The sequence below is a fragment of the Rahnella sikkimica genome (genome assembly GCF_002951615.1).
Lineage (GTDB): Bacteria > Pseudomonadota > Gammaproteobacteria > Enterobacterales > Enterobacteriaceae > Rahnella > Rahnella sikkimica.
The window spans coordinates 2551703-2576339 of the sequence record NZ_CP019062.1; the positions used below are offsets into that span (position 1 = coordinate 2551703).

The window sequence follows — 24637 nt, forward strand, 5'->3', positions numbered from 1 at the left end:
TGTTATTTTTGTACTGCCTGATAAGAGAATTTAGCGCACTGCTTTCTCTGAAATCAACTTACTGGTTGTAAGCATTCTCACCGTGGCTGTTCACATCCAGACCTTCACGTTCCTGCTCTTCAGGAACACGCAGACCTACAATCATGTCAGCCACTTTGTAACCGATGAACGCCACAACGCCAGACCAGACCAGCGTAACGCAAACGCTGAAGAACTGAACCCAGACCTGATGACCCATGGTCACGCCTTCTGCATAACCCACACCGCCCAGAGAGCTGGAAGTGAATACGCCAGTCAGCAGACAACCTACGATACCGCAGACGCCGTGAACACCGAATACGTCACAGGTATCGTCCACACGCAGCCATTTTTTCAGGGTAACTACGCCCCACAGGCCGGTAACGCCGCCTACCAGGCCGATAATCAGAGCACCGCCCACACCGACAGTACCGCACGCCGGGGTGATAGCAACCAGACCTGCGATAGCGCCAGAGCTTGCGCCCAGCAGAGAAGGTTTACCGCGAACCATCCACTCAACCAGCGTCCAGGACAGGATTGCACCTGCGGTCGCAATCACAGTGTTCAGGAAAGCCAGAGCTGCAATGGAGCTCGCCGCACTTGCAGAACCGGCGTTGAACCCAAACCAGCCCACGTACAGGATTGAAGCACCCGTGAAGACCATCGGCAAGTTGTGTGGTTTGAACGCTTCTTTACCAAAGCCCGCACGTTTGCCCAGCAGATATGCACCGACCAGACCTGCGATAGCGGCGTTGATGTGAACAACAGTACCACCTGCGAAGTCCAGCGCGCCATCGGCCGCCAGGAAACCGCCCGCCCAAACCATGTGTGCCATTGGGATGTAAGAGAAGGTCAGCCAAATCACGGTGAAAATCAGCACCGCAGAGAAACGAACACGTTCAGCGATACCACCCACAATCAGCGCTACAGTGATGCAGGCGAATGAGCATTGGAACGCAACGTGAATCATCTGGGAGAAGGTGCCGGTAACTGAATCCAGGCCAATGCCTTTCATCATCACATTGCTGAAGCCGCCAAAGAAGGCGTTACCTTCACTGAATGCGAGGCTGTAGCCATAAAGGATCCACAGCACGCACACCAGCGCGAAAGTCACGATGACCTGAGTCAGCATCGACAAAACGTTCTTAGAGCGCAGTAAGCCGCCGTAGAACAATGCCACGCCAGGTACGGTCATAAAGAGTACCAAGGCCGTACAGATCATCATAAATGCGTTGTCAGCGCCGTTTGCAACTGCCGGTGCTGCGGCCATGGCAAGCGAAGGCAGCAATGCAACCGCGCCAAGCCCCATCATGGATAAAAGTTTTTTCATTATTAACCCACCCCTGTTTCTCAAAACTGTTTTTTCTAACCTGATTTATATCAAAGCGATTTATATCAGAGATTAAGGCCTGAAATTACAGTGCTGCTTCGTCAGTTTCACCCGTACGGATACGGATGACGCGTTGCAATTCTGCAACGAAAATTTTGCCATCACCGATCTTGCCGGTGTAGGCCGCTTTGCTGATAACGTCGATCACTTCATCAAGCTGATCGTCAGCGATAGCAATGTCGATTTTTACTTTTGGCAGGAAGTTCACGCTGTATTCCGCACCGCGGTACAGCTCAGCATGACCTTTCTGACGTCCGAAACCTTTAACTTCCGTTACGGTCAGCCCCTGAATTCCAACAGCAGACAGTGCTTCACGCACGTCTTCCAGCTTAAAAGGTTTGATCACCACAGTAACCAGCTTCATTTTGCCACTCCTCGAATTAAGGGCTTGCCGCGAGAAACCTCGCGCCCGATACGGAATGGTTAAAGCAAAGGGTGTGCCAGAGTTGTAATTGCGAAAATATTCATGCGATTCCCGCGTAATACGGCATTTTCGGATTATTCGTGACACGCAGCACAGTTGTGAGGGCATATTCAGCCAGGCTCCGCGCGCACCATTTAAGTGCCTGACGCTGCTTTTTAGTGCAAAGAAAGTCAGCGGAACGTTTTGCCTGCATGGATCAGGTGCGTGAGAGGATAAAAAGGAGGATTAAAAGGGCAGGAATAAATGCACTGGCGCAACAAACAGGCTGCGCCAGTTCAACGATTATGCGTTTTCTGTAGCTGAAATATCCGTACCGGTGGAAGCCAGTTCCTGCCCGGCAAGCTGCAACTGATACATCTGATAATACCGGCCTTTTTCCGCCAGCAGCTGGAAATGGCTACCTTGTTCAACCGCCTGACCACGATGCAATACCAAAATATTATCGGCATCGACAATCGTTGAAAGACGGTGGGCAATCACCACCAGCGTGGTTTGCTGACGGATAGCCCGTAACGCGCGCTGAATTGCCTGCTCGGTTCCGGAATCAATATTGGCCGTTGCCTCGTCAAGGATCAGAATCTCAGGTGCCTGCACCAAAACGCGCGCCATCGCCAGCAACTGTTTCTGGCCAACGGAAAGATTATTCCCCTGTTCACCCAGACGCGTATTCAGCCCTTCCGGCATTTCACGCACCAGCGGAGAAAGCTGCACGATGTCCAGCGCATGCCAGACCTGCGCCTCATCAATATCACGTCCTAAAGTCACATTGGCGAACACGGATTCCGCCAGCACCACCGGATCTTGCTGAACCATGGCGATACCTTTGCGCAGGCTGGTGTGTGATAAGTCCGCAAGATTTCGCCCGTCCACGCGGATTTCACCTTTATTGAGCGGGTAATATCCCATGAGTAAATTCGCCAGCGTGCTTTTCCCGCTGCCGGTATGTCCGACCAGCGCAACGAAACCGCGCGACGGAACGTGCAGGGAGATATTTTCCAGCACCCATTTGTCTGCCTGATAAGCGAAGCTGACGTCCCTCACCTCAATCTCCCCGCTGGCGAGCAATTTGTCGTCCGGGCCGTATTGCTGCTGGGTTCTGTCCATCAAATCAAAAATACGCTCACCGGCAACAACCGCCTGCTGCAAAATTGACTGCTGCGAAGTCAGTTCGATCAGTGGTTCATTGAGGCGTCCCAGATAGTTGATGAAGGCATACAGCACGCCCACACCAATAGAACCTTCGGCGCTGAATCCGAAAAGTAGCAATAAACCACACAGAATCAGAGATGAAAACAAGCTAAGTAATGGGCGCAGCAGGAAACCTTCCAGCCTCAGCGTTTGCATACGCGCCAGATAGTGCGACTGGCTGGCGCGCGTAAGGCGTTCGCCGAATCTTTTCTGCTGACGAAATTGCTGGATGACGTTCATCCCGTTAATGACTTCGTTAAACCCGTCATTAATGTCAGCCAGATAAGCGCGCACCTTGCGAACAACCGGCGTGCTGTAAATCTGATACAGCCCCATCACGACAAATACTGCCGGGAAAATACAGATAGCAACGGAAGCCAGCCGCCAGTCGAGACTGAACATCGCGATCAGCATTGCGCCAATCAGGGCGATGCTGCGTAATACTGTCGAGACTACCGTCACGTATAAATCACGGATCACTTCGGTATCATTGGTTACGCGGGAAATAAGCTGCCCGACCGGCTGGGTATCGAACGCGCTGAGCGGCTGCCGGAGTGCGGCGTCCATCACATCCGTTCGCAAACGCTGGACCACGCCAACGGCGGCGCGGTTAAACAGCAGCGCCTGAAAATAGTGCAGGCTTGCCGCAAGAAATTGCAGGAAAATAAAGCAAACCGCCAGCACGCTGACTTTCCCCCACGGCAACTCCCCTTTCGCGACATAGTGATCAATAAAGAAACTGATCAGAATGGGCCCGGTCACTTCTGCCGCGGCGGCAATCCACAACATTACGACAGCATAGGAAAGTGGCTTGGTGTAAGGTTTTCCGTATTTGAGAAGTCGCTTAAGCGTTGGCCACAACTTCTGAATTTTATTCGCTTTTTGTTCAGCCACGTTGTTCCGTCTCCATGTCCTGAGGCGCGTCGTCCAGAGCAGCTTCAAGCTGCTGATAGCGGAACATATCCCGGTACCAGCCGGGCTGTGCAACGAGCTGTTCGTGATCACCACGCTGCGAAATGCTTCCATGGTTGAAGACCAGAATTTCACTCGCTTCGGTTAACGCTGAAAGGCGGTGCGCGCTGATAATCACCGTGCGATCATTCCCCCACTGCCGTAAGTTATGCAGAATCCGGTGTTCCGTACGGCCATCCACCGCCGACAGCGCGTCGTCGAGGATCAGGATCTCCGCTTTCATCAGCAAGGCACGGGCGATGGAAATACGCTGTTTCTGCCCGCCGGAAAGCATGACGCCGCGCTCACCGACTTCGGTTTCATATCCCTGAGGCAAGCGCAGAATATCGTCATGTACGCTGGCAAGCCGCGCCGCTTCTTCAATTTCTTCCTGAGTCGCTTCCGGACGCCCCAGTGCAATGTTTTGCGCCACCGTGTCAGAGAACAGGAAAGGTGTCTGGCTGACAATCGCCAGACGCGCGCGCCAGTCGTCGAGCTGGATCTCTTTGAGGGACAAACCGTGATAACGCACGTCACCTTCTGTGACGTCAAACTGACGTTGCAGAAGAGCCAGAAGCGTACTTTTACCCGAACCGGTCGGGCCGCACAGCCCGAGCATTTTGCCCGGTGGCAGGGAGAATTCGACTGAACGCAATGCGACCTGAGTATTTTCAGGATACTGGAACCGGGTTATCTGCGCTTCGAGCACGGCACGGCCCGCAGGTAATGGTTTCGCGCCGTCAGCCACCGCAGGCGCTTCTTCAAGCAGGCTGCGGATACGGCTGTAAGCCGCACTTCCGCGTTCCACGATATTGAACATCCACGCCAGCGCCAGCATCGGCCAGATCATCAGCCCGAGATACATGACAAAACTGGTTAATTCACCGAGCGTCAGGTGCCCGTTGACCACCATCCAGCTCCCGCCGCCAATCGCCAGCAGGTTTGCCATGCCGATAGAGACGTAAATGGTTGGATCAAAACGCGCATCAACGCGGGCGACACGCATGTTTTTAGCACCGGTATCGGCCGCAACATCGGCAAACTGCGAGGACTGATGATTCTCCAGCCCAAAAGCTTTGATCATCCGGATACTGGTCAGGCTTTCCTGCGCCTGATCGTTTAGCGAGGAAAACGCCGCCTGCGCCGTTTTAAAACGGGAATGTAACTGGTCGCCGTAGCGTTTGATAATGATCGCCATGATCGGCATTGGCACCAGAGAAAGCAGTGTCAGCTCCCAGCTGATCTGGGTCGCCATCACTATCAGCACCGCCAGCCCCATGACCAGCGAATCCACCAGCGTCAGAACGCCCTCACCGGCCGCAAAGACCACGCGATCCACATCATTTGTTGCTCGGGCAATTAAATCCCCGGTGCGATGGCGCAGATAAAAAGCCGGGTGTTGGCGGCTGAGCTGACGGAAAAATCCCTGTCGCAGTTCGACCGCAAGCTGATAGGACGCACCGAACAGCAGCACGCGCCAGACGTATCGCAGCAAATACACCACCACCGCCGTGCCCAGCATCAGACCCAGCCACGCGAAAAGCACACTTGCAGACATTTGTTTTGACGTTACGCCATCAATAATTATGCCAACCAGTTTCGGTGGCAGTAATTGCAGAATAGCAATAATGATCAGTAAGCCGACGGCACCCAGATACCGGCGCCATTCGCGTCGGAAGTACCAGCCTAGTTGTGCAAACAATCTCACGCAGCGTTTTCCATAGAAATAATAATGATTTTATTGAGTTAAACAGGTTTCAGAAAGACCCGTTTTCTCTTCAGGTCGACAAGGATAACAGAGTTAACCTGCGTTTCTGATGAAACTTTTTACTGCAACTTTTGCATTAAATTGGCAATGCGGTGGTCGATTTTATGCGTTCCATCGCAAAACTTGAGGTCACATCGTTCAGTCCTGGAATGCCGTTCACAAGCCGCTTGTAAAAGTTGTCGTAGCTTTTCATATCGGAAACCTGAACCTGGAGTAAATAATCGTATTCCCCTGCCATCCGGTAAAATCCGAGCACTTCGGGAAACGCTTCCACCTGCTGAACAAATCGCTGATACCACTCGCTGTTGTGATGTTGCGTTTTAATCAGGACGAACGCCGTCAGGCTCAATCCAAGTTTTTCGCCATCCAGCAGAGCCACTTTTCCACAAATAATCCCGTCGTCTTCAAGACGTTTAATTCTTTTCCAGCAAGGCGTGGTGGTGAGATTCACCGCTTCGGCCAGTTCATTCAGAGAAAGCGTGCAATCTTTTTGCAACAACGACAATAGTCTGAGGTCAATTTTATCTACCATAACCCACTCCCGGAGAATTATTTTCTATAAAATACGCAATTCATGGGTTAAAGGGTAACTTATTTCTCTGCTGCTTGCGTTATTCTTAAACCCACAAAACTTCTTCTGCGAGCTCTCACAATGCAAAACGCCTGGGTTAATCACGCTATTAAAGAAATCGACGCGGATTTTCAGCGTTCAGCCGACACACATTTAATTCGTCTCGCCCTGAACGATTTCCCCGGAATTTCGCTGTATCTGAAAGATGAGAGTACGCATCCGTCCGGCAGTCTGAAACATCGTCTGGCGCGTTCCCTGTTTTTGTATGGCCTGTGCAACGGCTGGATACGTGAAAACACGCCGATTATCGAGGCATCTTCCGGCAGCACGGCGATTTCAGAAGCCTATTTCGCGCGCCTGCTTGGCCTGCCTTTTATTGCTGTGATGCCTGCCTGTACCGCGCCACGCAAAATTCAGCAGATTGAATTTTATGGCGGCCGCTGCCACTTTGTTGAAAACTCCGGTCAGATTTATGCCGCTTCCGAACAACTCGCACGTGAACTGAACGGCCATTATATGGATCAGTTTACCTATGCTGAACGCGCGACCGACTGGCGGGGAAATAACAATATTGCTGACAGCATTTTCCGGCAGATGTCCCGCGAACCGCATCCGGTGCCGCGTTATCTGGTGATGAGTGCCGGAACCGGCGGCACCTCGGCCACGCTGGGGCGTTACATCCGCTACCAGGGGCACGATACCGAACTGGTGGTCGTCGATCCTGAAAACTCCGTATTTTACGATTACTATCAGCAACGTGATGCCAGCGTAACCGCGCAATGCAGCAGCCGTATCGAAGGAATTGGCCGCCCCCGCGCTGAGCCTTCTTTTATTCCCAGCGTGATCGACAGCATGATGCAGGTGCCTGATGCTGCCAGCGTCGCGACGCTTCACTGGCTGGAAAAAGTGCTTGGCCGCAAAGTGGGCGGTTCAACCGGAACCAATGTCTGGGGGGCGCTGCAACTGGCTAAACAAATGCGCGGAAAAGGCGAAACAGGTTCCATCGTCACGCTACTTTGCGACAGCGGCGAACGTTATCTGAATACCTATTTTGACGAGAACTGGGTCGCGAAGAATATCGGGGATATTTCGGTGTACGCACAGCAGCTAGAATGTCTTAGCTGAGGAGCTGGAGTTTACCTTAGGTTTTTCCTAAATAATTCGAGTTGCGGGAAGGCGGCAAGTGAGTGAGACCCGATGAGCTTACATAAGTAAGTGATTCGGGTGAGCAAGCGCAGACAACGCACCAGCAGCTTGAAGTATGAAGGAAAAAAGCCGGGACAGATAATCCCGGCCGCTGCAAAACCTTAATATTCGGGGGAATAGGTGAGGTTTGGTGTGTGCAGCCAGTGTTGCAAAAAGTGGGACACCGCCTGATTCCGGCAATGCCCGATAACTTGCAGATGCGGAGATTGTTCTTTCAGCACAGGTAACGCGTTGCCCATGATCAACCCCATTCCGACGCCTTCCAGCATTTCCCTGTCATTCATCGCATCACCAAAGGCCATGCATTCAGACATTGTGATCCCCAGCCCTGCCGTCAGAAGAGCCAGCGCGCTGCCTTTGTTACAGCCCGCAGGCTGCACATCCAGACAATCATGCGCGGAAAAACACAGGTCTAAACGTGCGCCGAAATGCGCTTTGAGCTGCGGAACCAGATTCAGCAAGGTTTCATGCGGTGCGCAGAAACACACTTTGCTGTTGCCGGAATCGGGCAATGTACGTAGATCCTGTAAATGATAACGGAAACCGCTGAACTGATGCGGGATCAGTAAATCGGGATCGTCCAGAGCGGTAAACCAGCCATCATCACGAAAAACATGCTGACTCGCCGGTGTATCCCAGGCGGTATGCAGCAGTTCATGCGCGCAATCTGCCGGTAAATCGCTGGCGTGAAGCAAATGCCCTGACAAGTCGTGAATGCGGGTGCCGTTACCGGTGATCAGAAAACCTTCCATCCCGATATTGGCCAGAATATCTTTCATTTCAAGATAATGGCGTCCGGTGGCAAAGGTGAGCCGCAGGGGTTTTTCTGCCAGCTGGCGTAGCGTTGCCAGCGTTTTCTCGCCCAGGGTATGGTCGGGTAAAAGAAGTGTGCCATCCATATCGAATGCAGCTAAACGGTACATATTTCCTCTCTGAGCGGGAATGATTTTCACGTTCAAAGTATGGACTGCGATTTACGGAAGTAATAGTGAACAGTTTATGAATACTCTTCCGGGTTTAGTTCACACTTTGGTTTTCAGCCCCGCGCCAGCGGCAAAAGTCTGCGATATGCTGAAGTGAAACTCAATCCAGAAAAATAAGGTTCCGTATTTCCGATGCGATTGCAAAACCGGCTTAATCAATACCAGCGCCTGTACGTGAAAACCGGGCAGGAACCTGTTTTTCTCACTGTGGCAGAACTGGCAGAAATCTTCTGTTGCAGTGAACGCCACACGCGCACTTTGCTGAGCCATTTTAAGGATGCTGGCTGGATAAACTGGCAGTCTCAGTCTGGCCGGGGGAAACGCGCGTCGTTGCGCTGTCTGAAATCTCCCGAGGACCTACGCGGGGCTTATCTGCAGGAGTTACTCAAAAACGGTGAACATTCGGCGGCTTTGCAGCTCAGTCAGTTGGATCCCACGCACCTGAATACCCTGCTCGCACCGCATCTTGGCGGTCAATGGCAGGAAGATGCGCCGACACTGCGAATACCGTATTACCGCCCTCTCCAGTTACTTGACCCGTTAACGCTGACCGGCCGCGCAGAGCAACATCTGGCGCATACTATTCATGCAGGTCTGACGCATTTTGTTCCCGGAAATCCGACGCCGCAGCCTGATCTTGCCCATCACTGGCAAATCAGTCATGACGGCAAAACCTGGCAGTTTTTTCTGCGCAGTCAGCTTTTCTGGCACAACGGAGAGCCGCTAAAAACAGCGCAACTGCTGACGCGTTTCGAGCAATTACGCCATTCAGCGCGAGGGAAACATAATCTGGCTTCGGTGATCCAAATATCTCAGCCACACGCACAATGTCTGCAATTTGATCTCGATACCCCCGATTACTGGCTCGCGCACCGGTTTGCCGATCTCAGTTGCCTGCTTTCGCATCCTGAAAATCCGCATATCGGCGCGGGTCCGTTCCGGCTGACGCATTTTTCCCCCGAACTGGTCAGGCTGGAACAACATACGCTTTACACCCTGCAACACCCTTATCTCGCCGCGATTGAATTTTGGATCACGCCGCAGCTATTCGCGCAAAAAAATAATGTGAGCTGCCAGCATCCGGTGAGGATCATTCTGGGCGAAGAGGAAGAACTGTCGCGAGTCAAACCGGTCAGGCGCAGCACCAGTCTGGGGTTTTGTTATATCGCCACCAATCTTCGAAGGGGCGTTCTCAATGAAGCGCAGGCTCGGAAAATTGTCCGGCTGATCCAGCGCAGCGGCATGCTGGATAATCTGCCAATTGATCATGATCTGGTGAAAGCCAGCAAAGAAATGCTACCCGGCTGGCCTATTCCTTTGCATGACGATACCGACGTTCGCCTGCCGGAAAAACTCAGACTCCTGTTTCATCCGCCGGTGGAATTTGAACTGGTCGCTCAGGCTTTGCAGCAAAAACTGGCCGATGAGGGCTGTACGCTGGAGATTGTTTATCACGAGGGGCGTTTGTGGGAAGACGTCGAAAAGCTTAAAGCTGCCGATTTACTGCTCGGTGATCGTCTGATCGGTGAATCCCCTGAAGCCACTCTGGAAAACTGGTTACAGCAAGATCCCCTCTGGCCGGAAATTTTACGGAAAGATGATTTGCGCAGGCAGCAACAGCGTCTTATCCACATTCAGCAAATCCCGCACGAAAACCGCCGCGCCGATGAACTGAGCGATCATTTTTATCAGTGGATGCAAAACGGGATCGTGACGCCTTTGTTCAATTATCAGTATCAGGTCAGCGCGCCGCCACGGATCAGCGGAGTCCAGCTCACAGCATGGGGCTGGTTTGATTTTTGTCAGGCCTGGGTTCCGCCACCGTTGTTATCGGAAAACGCGTGATGGAGCTGTTTCGCTACACTCTGACGTTAAAGAAAAGTACCATTAACCCAATTTTTCTGCGCTAGTCGCAGTCGGTTTCGTAACACAGGTAAACAGAATGAAAAGAGCAGTGGTGGTTTTCAGCGGCGGACAAGACTCAACAACCTGTCTGATTCAGGCATTGAAGCAGTATGACGAAGTTCACTGCGTCACGTTTGATTACGGCCAGCGCCATCGTGCCGAAATTGAGATTGCACAAAAGCTGTCCGTTGAATTGGGTGCCCGTGCGCACAAAGTGCTGGATGTTGGCTTACTCAATGAACTGGCGGTCAGCAGCCTGACGCGCGATAACATCCCCGTTCCGAACTTTGGCGATGAAAATGACGGCGGCCTGCCGAGCACTTTCGTTCCCGGCCGTAATATTTTGTTCCTGACACTGGCAGCAATATATGCCTATCAGATCCAGGCAGAAGCCGTGATTACCGGCGTGTGTGAAACTGACTTCTCCGGTTATCCGGATTGTCGTGACGAGTTTGTGAAAGCGCTGAATACGGCGGTGTCGCTGGGTCTGGCGCGCGACGTGCGTTTCGAAACGCCGCTGATGTGGCTCAACAAGGCTGAAACCTGGGCGCTGGCAGATTATTATCAGCAACTGGATTTGGTGCGTCATCAGACGCTGACCTGCTACAACGGTATTGCGGGTGACGGTTGTGGCGAATGTGCCGCCTGCCATTTACGTGCCAACGGCCTGCAACAGTTCAAGTTGGATAAAGACGGTGTTACCGCCAGCCTGAAAAAGAAAACCGGTCTGCGTTAACGATCTGACGGCAGAGTTGCATGACGGGCGGCATCAACGCTGCCCGTTTTTGTTTTAACTTTGCAGCTTTAAATCAGTCGTTCTCCAGTTCCAGCTCGCGTAATCTTTCCAGTAACTCACCTTCCAGCGGCAACGCTTTTTGTGTACGCAGATCGATGCACACAAACGTCAGTGTGGCATCTGCCACCACTTCACCTTCACAGGTCACCACTTGTTCGAGAACTCCGCTTCGCCCGTTGAGTTGCTGCAGGCTGCTGTCGATACGCAGAACGTCGCCGAGCACTGCCGGTTTGCGGTAATTGATGTTGATATTCACCACGATGAAAGCGATTTTGTTTTCGCTCATCCACTGGAAACCGGACTGGGTATCCAGCCACTCCCAGCGTGCCGTCTCAAGAAATTCAAGATAACGCGCGTTGTTAACGTGCTGGTAAACGTCGATGTGAAAACCGCGAACTTTAATAAACGTATGCATAGTGGTTAAAAAACTCCTGATAATCGCCTGAGGCATACAACCAAACTGGTCTGATGTCTTTAGAGATTAGCAGAAGAAAACGGCGGCAACCGTTGGGGAATTGCCGCCGCGACATCCGTCACAGTTTCAGACGGTCCTTGTTACGTTCGAACAGTGCAGCACCGATCCCCGGCACTTCGCGCAGTTGCTCGACGTCGGTGAATTGCCCGAGTTCTTCGCGGTAGCTGATAATAGCCTGCGCCTTTTTCATCCCTACACCATTCATCACTTTGGCAAACTCTTCCGCTGTGCCTGTATTGATGTTGACGGTACTTTCATCTGTGACCGCCACCTGTTCCTTTTTCACCTGCGGGCCTGAGACTTTTCCCGCTGCCGTTACAGGCGCAGTGGTGGTCGTCGCTACGCTGCTGGTGGCATTCGGTGCCGCCTGCAACATCACCGGTAAAGTAGAAAGCCCCAGAGCCAGTGCAAACGAAAGTGAAGTAATGCCTAATTTTTTCATGCTGTATCCTCCATGTGTTTGACAGCACGGAGAGAGTGCACCAGGGCGAAACGGCGAACAATGGGCAACTTTCAAATATGGAAAAGGCCGCGAAAGCGGCCTTTGTTTGTTGCAACGCGTTGCAAATCTTTGCGGCGTTTACTGGTTTTGTGCGGCTGAACCGTATTTGATTTTTGCTTCCTGACGCAGATTTGTCAGCAGCGCATCAAAGGTCACATTTGCGGAAGTCTGTTGCATCTCCTGCGTGAAACGTGCGACATCGGCTTCAGGAACAACACCCGGTGTCACGCCGGTCAGTTTGACCAGAACGCTGTTACCTTTGGCATCCTGAGACAGACCATAAACCGGCTGGTCTTTCTGTGGATGTGGTAATGCGTAGACGTTTTCTTCGAACGCAGAGGGTTGCTGGCTGCGCTGTACTTTCTGTACTGCGCCAAAGCTCAGACCGGCGGCTTTCATCGCGTCATCGCCTTTACCTTCTTTCAGAGCGGTCAGCAGTTTTTCACCGTCAACACGCGCCTGATCTTGTGCTTTCTGGCGTTTAAGCAGCGCAGTCACCTGATCTTTCACATCAGCGAACGATTTAACTCCTTCGGCTTTATGCGCATCGACACGCACCACAAAGGCACGATCGCCGTCTACGGTGATAATGTCAGAGTTGCTGCCCGGAGAACCGTCCTGACCAATCAGACCGCCTTCAAAAATCGCCTGCACGACAGGTTTGAAATTAATACCTGCCGGGATTTGATTCTGAGTGAACCAGTCAGTGTGGACGGCTTTCGTTCCTGCAACCTGCTCAGCAGAAGCTAAAGATTCGTTATCATTGGTCGCTGCTTCGCTGACTTTTTGTTGCAGCGCGTAGTAAGCATCCAGTGATTTTTCCTGCTTCAGCTTATCGGTAATTGTCTTACGCACGTCAGCCAGTGGCTTCACCTGCTCAGGTGTGACGTCGTCAAGGCGCAGGATGAAGAAACCGCTGTCAGCTTTGATTACGCCAGACACCTGACCTTTGCTGGTCAGATTCGCGCTCTTAAATTCTGGCAGAGTAGTTTCAGGCTCCATCCAGCCCAAATCACCACCTTGTTTTGCACTCAGTGCATCGGTGGATTTGGTTTTTGCCAGTTGAGCGAAATCGGTACCTTTAGCCAGTTCTGCTGCAACTGCGTCCGCATCAGCCTGAGTTTTCAGGACGATAACGCTGTAACGACGGCGCTCCGGTTGGCCGAATTCGCTTTTATGCTGGTCGTAATAGGCGCTGATATCCGCGTCAGTCACATCCATTTTACCCTGCATCGCCGCTGCATCCATTTCGATGTAGCTGATCTTCACCTGCTCAGGGGAAATAAAGCTGTTTTTGTTCTGATCGTAGAAAGCCTGTAATTCAGCGTCAGTCACCTGCTGCTTCGCCGCCAGTGCGTCCGTGTCCAGCGTTGCCGTTTGTACATCGCGGCTTTGCAGGATCAGCTCACCCAGCGATTTGCTTTCTGCTGGCAGAATAAAATCAGATTCACCGAAGGCTTGTTCGAGTTGCTGGCTGATCAGCTGACGTTTCATCAGCAGTGCAAAATTATCCGCGGTGTACCCCATGCTCTGGATGCTTTGCAGATATTTAGCGTTATCGAAACGGCCATCAGTCTGGAATTGCGGGGTCACAAAAATCGCGTCTTTGATCTGCTGATCGCTGACGGTAAAACCTAATTTTTTGGAATACTGTTCCAGCAAGGTGACGTCAATCAGGTTGCTCAGGGATTCCTGACGCAACTGCTGCATATAACCTTCGCTGCCAGCCAGCGCAGAGAACTGATCGCCGAGCTGTTGTTGTAACCGGTTGCGCTGATTTTGCACCGCCTGCTCTAACTGAGCACGCCCGATTTCCTGACCATTCACTTTCGCTGCATAGTCGCCTGAACCGCCGACCAGGTAGTTGCCCACCCCTGTCAAAATAAAGGACAGAATAATCAGGGCCAGAATGATTTTGAGCACGACGTTATTGGAAGCCGCGCGTAAATTGTCCATCATAGTGAGGCAACACTCCGCTGTAATAAAAAAAGCGCACCGTTTTCGATGCGCCTTGTATCTTACCTTACCAGCCCGATGACGTCAGGTTATTGTTTAACAACCAGACCTGAATGAAAAAGCATCAGTGATGCACCTCACACAGTTTCGACGTCAGTCAGCGGGTAATTAACCGTTAACGGCATCTTTCAGCGCTTTACCTGCACGGAAGCCAGGCACTTTAGCTGCTGCAATACTGATTTCTTTACCGGTCTGCGGGTTACGGCCGGTACGTGCTGAACGTTCACGCACTGAGAAAGTACCGAAACCAACCAGAGCGACTTCATCCCCAGCTTTCAGGGTGTCAGTGACAGATGCAAGAACAGCATCCAAAACACGTCCCGCTGCGGCTTTAGAAATATCAGCACCGGCAGCAATTTTGTCGATCAATTGTGACTTATTCACTCTTTTCATCCCCTCTTAAAATTCGATCATCACGGCGCATTTTCCCTACGGACGTGACCGCGCTGCTGTTATATCAATCTTGTCAGGGCTATGCAAGCGACTGAAAGCAGCCTGAAACCTTCTGACAGCTGACTAACTTAACGGCACAAAAAAAAGCTGGCAAGTGAGATTTCACCTGCCAGCCTGTGTTTTATTCAACTGTGTAAGTCGAGGTCACTATTTTGCTGCAACCGGTAATGCGCCATAAGCTGGATTTTGCAGTGCGATGTTCAGAACATCGTCAATGCGTTTAACCGGGTGGATCTCAAGATCTGCCAGCACGTTCGCCGGAATTTCTTCCAGATCACGTTTGTTGTCATCTGGGATCAGAACCACTTTGATGCCGCCACGATGCGCTGCCAGCAGTTTTTCTTTTAAACCGCCGATCGGCAGAACCAGACCACGTAAAGTGATCTCACCGGTCATTGCGACATCCGCACGTACCGGGTTGCCGGTCAGACAAGACACCAGCGCGGTACACATCGCGATACCGGCACTTGGACCATCTTTTGGCGTGGCCCCTTCAGGTACGTGAACGTGAATATCACGTTTTTCGTAGAAGTCAGGGTTGATGCCCAGTTTGTCCGCACGTGCACGCACAACGGTCAGCGCAGCCTGAATAGATTCCTGCATGACTTCACCCAGAGAGCCGGTGTAAGTCAGCTTTCCTTTACCGGGTACGCAGGCCGTTTCGATGGTCAGCAGCTCGCCGCCCACTTCGGTCCACGCCAGGCCGGTGACCTGGCCCACACGGTTTTCGGTATCAGCACGGCCGTAATCGACCTTCTGCACGCCGAGGAAATCTTTCAGGTTGTCGCCGTTGATTTCAATGTGCTTGAGGTTTTTATCCATCAGCAATTGTTTGACCGCTTTTCGGCAAAGTTTAGACAACTCACGTTCTAAACTACGTACACCCGCTTCACGGGTATAGAAACGGATGATGCCGATAATCGCGCTGTCATCAACGGTCAGTTCATTCTTCTTGAGCGCATTACGTTCAAGCTGTTTCGGCAACAGATGTTGTTTGGCGATGTTCAGTTTTTCGTCTTCGGTATAACCCGAAAGACGGATCACTTCCATACGATCCAGCAACGGTGCAGGAATATTCATCGAGTTCGAGGTCGCCACAAACATCACGTCTGACAGGTCATAATCGACTTCCAGATAGTGATCGTTGAACGCCACGTTCTGTTCAGGATCCAGCACCTCCAGCAACGCTGAAGCCGGGTCGCCGCGCATGTCAGATGACATCTTGTCGATTTCATCCAGCAGGAACAGCGGGTTTTTTACCCCCACTTTCGCCATTTTTTGAATCAGTTTGCCCGGCATAGAACCGATGTAGGTACGACGGTGACCGCGGATTTCCGCTTCATCACGTACACCACCCAGCGCCATACGCACATACTGACGGCCCGTCGCACGCGCGATGGACTGGCCCAGTGAGGTTTTACCCACACCCGGAGGCCCAACCAGACACAGGATTGGCCCTTTGATTTTGCTGACGCGCGTCTGCACCGCAAGGTATTCAAGAATACGGTCTTTGACACGTTCGAGGCCAAAGTGATCGGTATCCAGAACTTCCTGGGCTTTAAGCAAATCTTTTTTCACTTTGCTGCGGGCGTTCCATGGCACCTGAAGCATCCAGTCGATATAACCACGCACTACAGTGGCTTCGGCGGACATCGGTGACATCATTTTCAGCTTTTGCAGCTCAGCTTCGGTTTTTTCACGCGCTTCTTTCGGCATTTTCGCCGCTTCGATTTTGCGTTTCAACGCCTCATGTTCATCAGGCGTGTCGTCCATTTCGCCAAGTTCTTTCTGAATCGCTTTCATTTGCTCATTCAGATAGTACTCGCGCTGACTTTTTTCCATCTGTTTTTTGACACGATTACGAATGCGTTTCTCAACCTGCAACAGGTCGATTTCCGATTCCATCATCGCCATCAGATATTCCAGACGCTCGGTGATATCAAACATTTCCAGCACGGATTGTTTGTCAGCGAGTTTCAGCGGCATATGGGCAGCGATGGTGTCAGCCAGACGTGCGGCATCTTCGATGCTGTTAAGCGATGTCAGCACTTCCGGCGGGATCTTTTTATTCAGTTTGATATAACCTTCAAACTGATTAATCGCTGTGCGGACCAGAACTTCCTGCTCGCGTTCATCCACGGCCGGCGATTCAAGGTATTCCGCCTGGGCAGCAAAATGCTCGCCACTGTCAGAAAGCGTGGTAATGCGCGCGCGTTGTAACCCTTCCACCAGCACTTTTACAGTGCCGTCCGGGAGCTTCAGCATTTGTAATATTGAGGCAACCGTACCCACGGAGAAGAGATCGTTAACGCCCGGCTCATCGGTTGACGCTTCTTTCTGCGCCACCAGCATGATTTTTTTGTCGTGATCCATCGCGGCTTCGAGGCACCGAATCGATTTTTCCCTGCCAACAAACAACGGGATCACCATGTGCGGATAAACCACCACATCGCGCAGAGGCAATACGGGGATTTCTATGCGTTCAGAACGCTCAGGGTTCATAGAGCTCTCTCTTAGTTTAGCTTCCGCCAGGTTAAGGAAATCTCGTGAAACACGAGTCAGACGGGTTTCAGCAAGTCGTTAACTGAGTATATGGGGATGAATGTCCGACATTCAACGATAAGAATGTGCGAAAAAAAAATGGGGGACTAAATCCCCCATTTCGTGGCTAACTCTCTGGATAGATTGGCTAATTATTCGCCAGATGCCTGCTGTGCTTCTGGTTTGCCATAAATCATCAGAGGTTCTGACTGGCCCGCAATCACGGACTCATCAATCACCACTTTCTCCACATCGTCGAGCGATGGCAGATCATACATCGTATCCAGCAATGCGGCTTCGACGATTGAACGCAGACCACGGGCACCGGTTTTACGGTTCATGGCTTTCTTCGCAATCGCCACCAGCGCTTCATCACGGAATTCCAGTTCAACGCCTTCCAGATTGAACAATGCCTGATATTGCTTAGTCAGTGCATTTTTCGGCTCTTTCAGAATTTGAATCAGAGCTTCTTCATTCAGTTCGCTCAGTGTTGCAACGACAGGCAGACGACCAATGAACTCAGGGATCAGACCAAATTTGATCAAATCTTCCGGTTCCGCCTGCGCCAGCAACTGACCTTCTGTTGCTTTCTGCTCTTTGCCTTTCACTTCTGCACCAAAACCGATACCGGTATTGGTATTGATACGCTGACCAATCACTTTATCGAGACCGGCAAACGCGCCGCCACAGATAAACAGAATTTTCGAAGTATCAACTTGCAGGAATTCCTGCTGAGGGTGTTTGCGCCCGCCTTGCGGAGGTACGGCAGCCACAGTCCCTTCAATCAGTTTCAGCAGCGCCTGCTGAACACCTTCACCGGACACGTCACGTGTGATCGATGGGTTGTCAGACTTGCGGGAAATCTTATCGATTTCATCAATATAAACAATACCGCGTTGCGCTTTCTGTACGTCGTAATCACATTTCTGCAGCAGTTTCTGGATGATGTTTTCGACGTCTTCACCCACATAACCGGCTTCGGTCAGCGTGGTGGCATCGGCCATGGTAAATGGCACATCCAGGAAACGCGCCAGAGTTTCAGCCAGCAGCGTTTTACCGCTACCCGTCGGCCCGATCAGCAGAATGTTGCTCTTGCCTAATTCGATACCATTGCTGGTATCGCCATTACGCAGGCGCTTGTAGTGGTTATAAACTGCCACTGCCAGCACTTTCTTCGCAGGTTCCTGACCGATAACATAATCGTCAAGATGCTGACGAATTTCATGCGGTGTCGGTAATGCACTGCGTTCACGGTGTGGCGCGACTTCTTTGATCTCTTCGCGAATAATGTCGTTACATAAGTCGACACACTCATCGCAGATATACACTGACGGCCCGGCAATCAGCTTACGAACTTCATGCTGGCTTTTGCCGCAAAAAGAGCAGTACAGCAGCTTTCCTGAACCGTCTTTGCGCTTATCTGTCATCAGTAAACCTCTTCTTTAATATCAGTCCCGCAGCGTAGTAAACACCACGGCACGACCCTATTACACAACAGCCGCATGATTGGCTGATGTCTGTTCGTTCCCGTTATCACTCAAAGTGGGCAACGTTCGTTTAGATCTTCAACGCTGCCCCTGAGACATCCGTATGAGTATAACTATAGACCATCAGCCCGGCAGAACTAAGCCATCAGGCGCGATGGGTAAATACAGAATCGACTAACCCGTACTCTACAGCCTCATTAGCAGACAGGAAACGATCTCGTTCAGTGTCACGCTCTATTTCTTCGAGAGATTTGCCCGTATGTTTCGCCATCAGCTCATTCATGCGGGATTTCACTTTCAGAATTTCTTTCGCGTGGATCTCGATATCTGTCGCCTGGCCCTGGAAACCACCCAACGGCTGGTGAATCATCACACGGGAGTTTGGCAGGCAGAAACGCTTGCCTTCAGCACCGGCAGTCAACAGGAACGCGCCCATTGAACAGGCCTGGCCCATACAAATGGTGCTGACGTCTGGTTTGATAAACTGCATGGTGTCGTAAATCGACATACCCGCCGTAATTACGCCGCCCGGTGAGTTGATATAAAGATAAATGTCTTTTTCCGGACTTTCTGCTTCCAGGAACAGCATCTGGGCAACAATCAGGTTAGCCATATGGTCTTCAACCTGGCCGGTCAGGAAGATGATACGTTCCTTGAGCAGACGGGAGAAGATATCGTATGAACGCTCGCCCCGTGAAGTTTGCTCAACCACCATGGGTACCAACGCCATGTTTGGTGCAAATTGCTCTCTTTCACCACTGTATGACATAACCGTCTCCTAATAGATTCTGTTTGGCGCTATTTAAAACCGATTCTACTTGAGATAGGCACACATGACTATGCTCAAGCGGCCAAGTCGCCATTTACACGTCTGACGGTCGTTATCAGTCAGATTTTAACTGCAAATTTACCTGGGTTCGTCATTATCAATTGGGGGATTTACGCCCTTTTTTCAAGCCTGACGGAAAATTTCTTTTCTCTTTCACCCCGACGGGGTGGATGAAAGGCCATATTGGTGAAATGGAATGAACAGGTCTACGTGAGCTGTGCCCTATATTGATAAATATAGTGCAAAAACAACAGTCAAAAACAAAAATATCTGATTTTCAGGAAATAAAAAGCCCGCAGTAAAAACTGCGGGCTTCAGTGTCGAACCTGTAAACAGGTTCAGCAACGTGCAATCAGATTATGCAGGTTGAGTCTGGTTCATCAGTTCAGTAAAGGTAGTGGCTTTTTCAGTCACTTTCGCTTTAGACAACAGAGTTTCGACCGCTTGTTCTTCCAGCGCGACATTACGCATGTTGTTCATCAGCTCTTTATTTTTGCTGTAGAACTCAACAACTTCCTGTGGATCTTCGTACGCAGAAGCCATTTCTTCGATCAGCGCTTTAACGCGGTCTTCGTCAGCTTTCAGTTCGTGCTGGCTGATGACTTCACCCAACAGCAGACCGACAACAACGCGGCGCTTAGCTTGCTCTTCGAACAACTCGCGTGGCAGTTCCAGCGCTTGTTTTTCGTTGCCACCAAAACGCTGTGCAGCCTGGCGACGCAGAACGTCAACTTCGCCGTCGATCAGTGCAGATGGCACGTCGATTTCGTTAGCGCTGACCAGACCGTCGATTGCCTGAGTTTTGATGCGGTTACGTACAGCACCTTTCAGTTCGCGTTCCATGTTTTTACGCACTTCAGCACGCAGACCTTCAACAGAACCATCAGCCACGCCGAAACGTTTGATGAATTCTGGCGTCAGTTCTGGCAGCTCACGCTCTTCAACTTTCTTCAGGGTAATGGCGAACTTAGCCGCTTTACCTTTCAGATTTTCAGCGTGGTAATCTTCCGGGAAGTTTACGTCGATGGTGAATTCTTCACCGGCTTTGTGACCGACCAGACCGTCTTCGAAGCCTGGGATCATGCGGCCCTGGCCCATAGCCAGTACGAAATCAGAGGCTTTGCCGCCTTCGAATTCTTCACCGTCGATAGAACCGGAGAAATCAACGGTAACGCGGTCTTCAGCAGTGGCTGCAGCGTCAGTTTCTTTCCAGTCAGCTTGTTGCTTACGCAGAGTTTCCAGCATGGTATCAACATCAGCGTCGTTAACTTCAACAACAGGTTTTTCAACTTCGATGTTTTCCAGATCTTTCAGCTCAACTTCCGGGTAGACTTCAAATTCTACGGAGAAAGTGAAGGCTTCACCCTGCTTGTACTCACCTGGGATGTAGTTAGGTGCGCCAGCTGGATTGATTTTTTCTTTGATGATCGCATCAACGAAATTGCGTTGCATCACATCACCCAGTACGTCCTGACGTACTGATGCGCCATAACGCTGCTCGATGATGTGGCTTGGTACTTTGCCTTTACGGAAGCCGTCAATACGTACTTTTTTAGAGACGTTGATCAGTTCACTGCTCACTGCTTTTTCAATGCTTTCAGCAGGAACAGTAATCGTTACGCGGCGCCCAAGGCCTTGAGTGGTTTCAACAGAAACTTGCATCTTGTTACCTCAAAAAAAAATCACAGTGCTCGGTCAACTCCAGAAGTCGTTCTCAAGATGAGAAGCACAATTGCGCAAACTTACCTTGAAAACGACTTCTAAGAACCGGGACAGTTCTGTTATCAGAACGTAGCCCTGTATTCGAGAGCGTCCGAAACCATTCCGGAAAAATTAGACGCGACATTATAGCGACGCATGCGCACTGAGTCGAGGACGGTATCTCTACGCGCGGGAGGGAAACTCACACGGGACTCGATCCTTCGAAAAATGCGGTCGATGCAAAGGCGTAAACCCCTTGTCGTCTGCCTGTCAGTCATTGGAAAAACAAAAACGGCCCGCAGGCCGTTTCTTGAAATTCGCCACTACTAATACCGCATCTGCTAAGGAAAGTTCCAGTTTTACCGTATCAAATGCCGATATTTGTGCCATTTGTGAATCAGATCGCCCGTATCAGGCCATTGTGCCTGCGCCGCGGCAAGGAGGTGAGGCAGGAACAGTATCCTGCAAACCTTCCCATTCTTTAAGGGTGTAGGTGTGTAATGCCAAAGCATGCACACTGCCTGCCATCTCTTCTGTTAATTTCCCGTAGATAGCACGATGACGTGCCAGGAAGCGTTCGCCGACGAATTTGTCGGACACCATCACGACTTTGAAATGGCTTTCTGAGCCTGCCGGTACATTATGACGATAGCTTTCGTCAGTCACTTCCAGAAACGCAGGGTCGAATGCCTCAGCTAATTTTGCTTCTATTTGCTCACGAATCATAGCAATCTCCTCACACCACATCTGCCGAGAACTGCGCCTGGCCTGTCTGTAGACCTGTCTGCTTAACACTCTCTACCTTTAAATAATAGGCTGCTTTAGAGCGTCTACGTTAATCACATTAAAAAATTTATGCTGTTGATTGATAAAAAAGGCGCTCAGTCTGTCAAAGAAAACGCGGCTTCGCTACGCAGGAGTTGGTGATACAGCATACTTGCTGAAAAAAAACGCTAAATATCCATTTTTACAGAGTGTTGGGACTTCCACCCGCAAATGGCGATGTTATGATGTCGGCAAAATTTTGAGCACGACTCCTTTATTAATGTTGAGAAAACACACATGTTAAAAAAAATCATTTTCCCTGTGCTGGCACTGTTCATGCTGGCCGGATGCGCCACCAGCACTAACACGCTGGATGTTTCCCCGAAAATTGTTCTGCCTTCACAAGATCCAACGCTTCAGGGCATTACTATCAGCATCAACGGGGCTGACCAGCGCCAGGATCAGGCGCTTGCCAAAGTTAACCGTGACGGCCAGCTGATTTCCCTGACACCTTCGCGCGATCTGCGTTTCCTGTTGCAGGAGTCACTGGAAAAACAAATGACCGCACGGGGTTACATGGTCGGTGCTGACGGTGCCGTGGATCTGCAGATAGTCGTCAATAAGCTGTATGCAGATGTGCAGGAAGGAAACCTGCGTTACAACATCACCACCAAAGCCGATATCTCTATCATCGCTACAGCGAAAAACGGCAGCAAACAGGTGAAGAACTACCGCTCAACGTATAATGTTCAGGGCGCACTTTCCGCGACCAACGCTAAGATCACCAATGCGGTTAACACCACGCTGGGTGATGTCATCAGCGACATGGCCGCCGACACCAGCATCAGCGACTTCATCAAGGCTAACGCACGATAAGCCCCGGCTGAAATCCGCGTGACCCATTCTGCCCGGCCTGTCCGGGCAGAATGCTTTTCAGAACAAGCAATCCTTCCTTTATTCTCCCCGCTTCCTTTATTATGCCCCTGCGTCACTCTCTCACCGGTTCGCAGGAACACATTTTCATGATCAGTCAGTACTTTAAGATTTTCACGCAACGCAATACCGTCATTTTGCTGCTTCTGGGCTTTGCTTCCGGCTTACCGCTGGCGCTGACGTCCGGCACATTGCAGGCGTGGATGACCGTCGAAAATGTCGATCTGAAAACTATTGGGATTTTCTCGCTGGTCGGCCAGGCCTACGTGTTCAAATTTCTATGGTCGCCGATGATGGACCGCTACACCCCGTCATTTCTCGGGCGTCGTCTCGGCTGGCTGATCCTGACTCAGTTGTTGCTCGTGGCGGCGATTTTCGCCATGGGCTTTATGGATCCCGGTAAAGATTTGTTCTGGCTGGCGGCGCTGGCGGTGCTGATTGCCTTTGCATCGGCTTCGCAGGACATTGTCTTCGACGCGTATAAAACGGATTTACTGCCGTCTGAAGAACGTGGGAACGGTGCTGCGGTTTCCGTGCTGGGCTATCGTCTGGCGATGCTGGTTTCCGGCGGGCTGGCACTTTGGCTGGCAGACCGTTATCTCGGCTGGCAGCACATGTACTGGCTGATGGCCGTGCTGATGCTGGTGGGCGTGTTCGCCACACTGATATCGCCGGAACCGCAAAATACGCAGCCTGCTCCACGATCAATTGAAATGGCCGTCGTGGCACCGCTGAAAGACTTCTTTGGGCGCAACAATGCCTGGCTGATTTTGCTTCTCATCGTGATGTACAAAATGGGCGATGCGTTTGCAGGCAGCCTGAGCACGACATTTTTGATCCGCGGTGTCGGGTTTGACGCCGGGGAAGTCGGGCTGGTAAACAAAACGCTCGGCCTGATGGCCACAATTATTGGCGCACTCTTTGGTGGCATGCTGATGCAGCGTCTGAGTTTATTCCGTGCGCTGATGCTGTTTGGTATTTTGCAGGCGGTTTCGAACGCGGGTTACTGGATCCTCGCCATTACCGATAAAGATTTGTATACCATGGGCACGGCGATTTTCTTCGAAAATCTGTGCGGCGGTATGGGGACGGCGGCGTTCGTCGCTCTGTTGATGACCTTGTGCAATCGCTCGTTTTCCGCCACGCAGTTCGCCCTGCTCTCGGCACTTTCTGCGGTGGGCCGCGTGTATGTTGGCCCGATTGCCGGCTGGTTCGTGGAAGCTTATGGCTGGCCGTGGTTCTATCTTTTCTCGATTGTTGCCGGCGTTCCGGGGCTGCTGCTGCTGGCCGTTTGCCGCCAGACGCTTGAATACACCCAGAAAACAGAAACTTTCCTGCCGCGCATTCACTTCGCCAAACCTTACCGCTGGGCACTGCGCTGTATGCTGGGCGGAAGTTTGCTGCTGGTCGTGTGGCTGGTGACGCTGATCGTGAACAGTTTAGGCTGGGCCTCGTGGCACGGCTTCACCGGGATTTTGCTGGAAGCGGGCGTTTTCGTTTGTCTTATGGGGATTATTTTAGGCAGTTTGCTCGATTTTCTCTCACTCCGGCGCACCGCACGTTCCTGATTTACCGCCATTCATGATAAAAATGAATGGCGCGTTTCATTTAACAATTGTTCTATAAATATCACCCAATAAATTAAATTCAGGGAAAATTATATTTGTTGGGATAATTTTTCTCCGGTTCTTTTTGCGCGTTTTATTTCACTTGGTTTCTACATTAATTTAACATT

Annotated in this window: 20 protein-coding genes; 5 read left to right on the forward strand and 15 right to left on the reverse strand. The window is 51.2% G+C overall.

Annotated features, from left to right (window positions below; translation table 11 throughout):
- Positions 1–58: 58 nt before the first annotated feature.
- From amtB to BV494_RS11845, 5 genes are all read right to left on the reverse strand, one after another.
- On the reverse strand, positions 59–1348 hold the full coding sequence (amtB, locus tag BV494_RS11825; RefSeq protein WP_104923054.1) for an ammonium transporter AmtB: 1290 nt from the start codon (positions 1346–1348) through the stop codon (positions 59–61).
- A gap of 85 nt (positions 1349–1433) precedes the next feature.
- Positions 1434–1772, reverse strand: coding sequence for a P-II family nitrogen regulator (glnK, locus tag BV494_RS11830; RefSeq protein ID WP_009639071.1), 339 nt, complete (start codon positions 1770–1772; stop codon positions 1434–1436).
- A 342-nt stretch (positions 1773–2114) separates the two neighbouring features.
- A complete protein-coding gene (locus BV494_RS11835) occupies positions 2115–3914 on the reverse strand; it encodes a SmdB family multidrug efflux ABC transporter permease/ATP-binding protein (RefSeq protein ID WP_104923055.1) in 1800 nt (599 codons plus the stop codon).
- A complete protein-coding gene (locus BV494_RS11840) occupies positions 3907–5679 on the reverse strand; it encodes a SmdA family multidrug ABC transporter permease/ATP-binding protein (RefSeq protein WP_104923056.1) in 1773 nt (590 codons plus the stop codon). The genes BV494_RS11835 and BV494_RS11840 overlap by 8 nt, the downstream gene beginning before the upstream one ends.
- 136 nt (positions 5680–5815) lie before the next feature.
- Positions 5816–6271, reverse strand: a complete 456-nt coding sequence (locus BV494_RS11845; RefSeq protein ID WP_104923057.1) for an Lrp/AsnC family transcriptional regulator — start codon at positions 6269–6271, stop codon at positions 5816–5818.
- Positions 6272–6391: 120 nt separating this feature from the next.
- On the opposite strand from BV494_RS11845, the gene BV494_RS11850 reads away from it, so the two are divergent.
- The gene (locus tag BV494_RS11850) at positions 6392–7435 is read left to right on the forward strand and encodes a PLP-dependent cysteine synthase family protein (RefSeq protein ID WP_104923058.1); all 1044 of its coding nucleotides are present in this window, start codon (positions 6392–6394) and stop codon (positions 7433–7435) included.
- A gap of 182 nt (positions 7436–7617) precedes the next feature.
- Here BV494_RS11850 and cof read toward each other — a convergent pair whose 3' ends face one another.
- The gene (cof, locus tag BV494_RS11855) at positions 7618–8439 is read right to left on the reverse strand and encodes an HMP-PP phosphatase (protein ID WP_104923059.1); all 822 of its coding nucleotides are present in this window, start codon (positions 8437–8439) and stop codon (positions 7618–7620) included.
- 192 nt (positions 8440–8631) lie between these two features.
- Between cof and BV494_RS11860 the strand changes: the two genes are divergently transcribed.
- Both BV494_RS11860 and queC read left to right on the forward strand, forming a co-directional pair.
- Entirely contained in the window at positions 8632–10344 is a 1713-nt protein-coding gene (locus tag BV494_RS11860; RefSeq protein WP_104923060.1) for an SgrR family transcriptional regulator, read from the forward strand.
- 97 nt (positions 10345–10441) lie between these two features.
- Positions 10442–11140, forward strand: a complete 699-nt coding sequence (gene queC, locus BV494_RS11865; RefSeq protein WP_104923061.1) for a 7-cyano-7-deazaguanine synthase QueC — start codon at positions 10442–10444, stop codon at positions 11138–11140.
- A gap of 73 nt (positions 11141–11213) precedes the next feature.
- Here queC and BV494_RS11870 read toward each other — a convergent pair whose 3' ends face one another.
- The 9 genes from BV494_RS11870 to bolA all read right to left on the reverse strand — a co-directional run bounded on the left by BV494_RS11870 (position 11214) and on the right by bolA (position 21930).
- Positions 11214–11615 carry a YbgC/FadM family acyl-CoA thioesterase gene (locus tag BV494_RS11870; protein ID WP_104923062.1) on the reverse strand — a complete coding sequence of 134 codons (402 nt, stop codon included), beginning with the start codon at positions 11613–11615 and terminating at the stop codon, positions 11214–11216.
- 118 nt (positions 11616–11733) lie between these two features.
- Positions 11734–12117 (reverse strand): ComEA family DNA-binding protein, encoded by a 384-nt coding sequence (locus BV494_RS11875; RefSeq protein ID WP_104923063.1) that lies wholly within the window; start codon positions 12115–12117, stop codon positions 11734–11736.
- Positions 12118–12255: 138 nt separating this feature from the next.
- Positions 12256–14136, reverse strand: coding sequence for a peptidylprolyl isomerase (ppiD, locus tag BV494_RS11880; RefSeq protein ID WP_104923064.1), 1881 nt, complete (start codon positions 14134–14136; stop codon positions 12256–12258).
- A gap of 165 nt (positions 14137–14301) precedes the next feature.
- On the reverse strand, positions 14302–14577 hold the full coding sequence (gene hupB, locus BV494_RS11885; RefSeq protein WP_013576637.1) for a nucleoid-associated protein HU-beta: 276 nt from the start codon (positions 14575–14577) through the stop codon (positions 14302–14304).
- Between the two features lie 216 nt (positions 14578–14793).
- Positions 14794–17148, reverse strand: a complete 2355-nt coding sequence (gene lon, locus BV494_RS11890; RefSeq protein WP_104923065.1) for an endopeptidase La — start codon at positions 17146–17148, stop codon at positions 14794–14796.
- A gap of 191 nt (positions 17149–17339) precedes the next feature.
- Complete coding sequence (gene clpX / locus BV494_RS11895) at positions 17340–18614, reverse strand: ATP-dependent protease ATP-binding subunit ClpX (RefSeq protein ID WP_104923066.1); 1275 nt, start codon at positions 18612–18614, stop codon at positions 17340–17342.
- Positions 18615–18819: 205 nt separating this feature from the next.
- The gene (gene clpP / locus BV494_RS11900; protein ID WP_104923067.1) at positions 18820–19443 is read right to left on the reverse strand and encodes an ATP-dependent Clp endopeptidase proteolytic subunit ClpP; all 624 of its coding nucleotides are present in this window, start codon (positions 19441–19443) and stop codon (positions 18820–18822) included.
- Between the two features lie 417 nt (positions 19444–19860).
- Positions 19861–21165, reverse strand: coding sequence for a trigger factor (gene tig / locus BV494_RS11905; protein WP_104923068.1), 1305 nt, complete (start codon positions 21163–21165; stop codon positions 19861–19863).
- A gap of 450 nt (positions 21166–21615) precedes the next feature.
- Positions 21616–21930, reverse strand: coding sequence for a transcriptional regulator BolA (gene bolA / locus BV494_RS11915; RefSeq protein ID WP_104923069.1), 315 nt, complete (start codon positions 21928–21930; stop codon positions 21616–21618).
- 336 nt (positions 21931–22266) lie between these two features.
- Here bolA and BV494_RS11920 point away from each other — a divergent pair, with 336 nt between their 5' ends.
- Both BV494_RS11920 and ampG read left to right on the forward strand, forming a co-directional pair.
- Positions 22267–22845, forward strand: a complete 579-nt coding sequence (locus BV494_RS11920) for a lipoprotein (RefSeq protein WP_104923070.1) — start codon at positions 22267–22269, stop codon at positions 22843–22845.
- 146 nt (positions 22846–22991) lie between these two features.
- Positions 22992–24470 carry a muropeptide MFS transporter AmpG gene (ampG, locus tag BV494_RS11925; protein ID WP_104923071.1) on the forward strand — a complete coding sequence of 493 codons (1479 nt, stop codon included), beginning with the start codon at positions 22992–22994 and terminating at the stop codon, positions 24468–24470.
- The last annotated feature ends 167 nt before the right edge of the window (positions 24471–24637 follow it).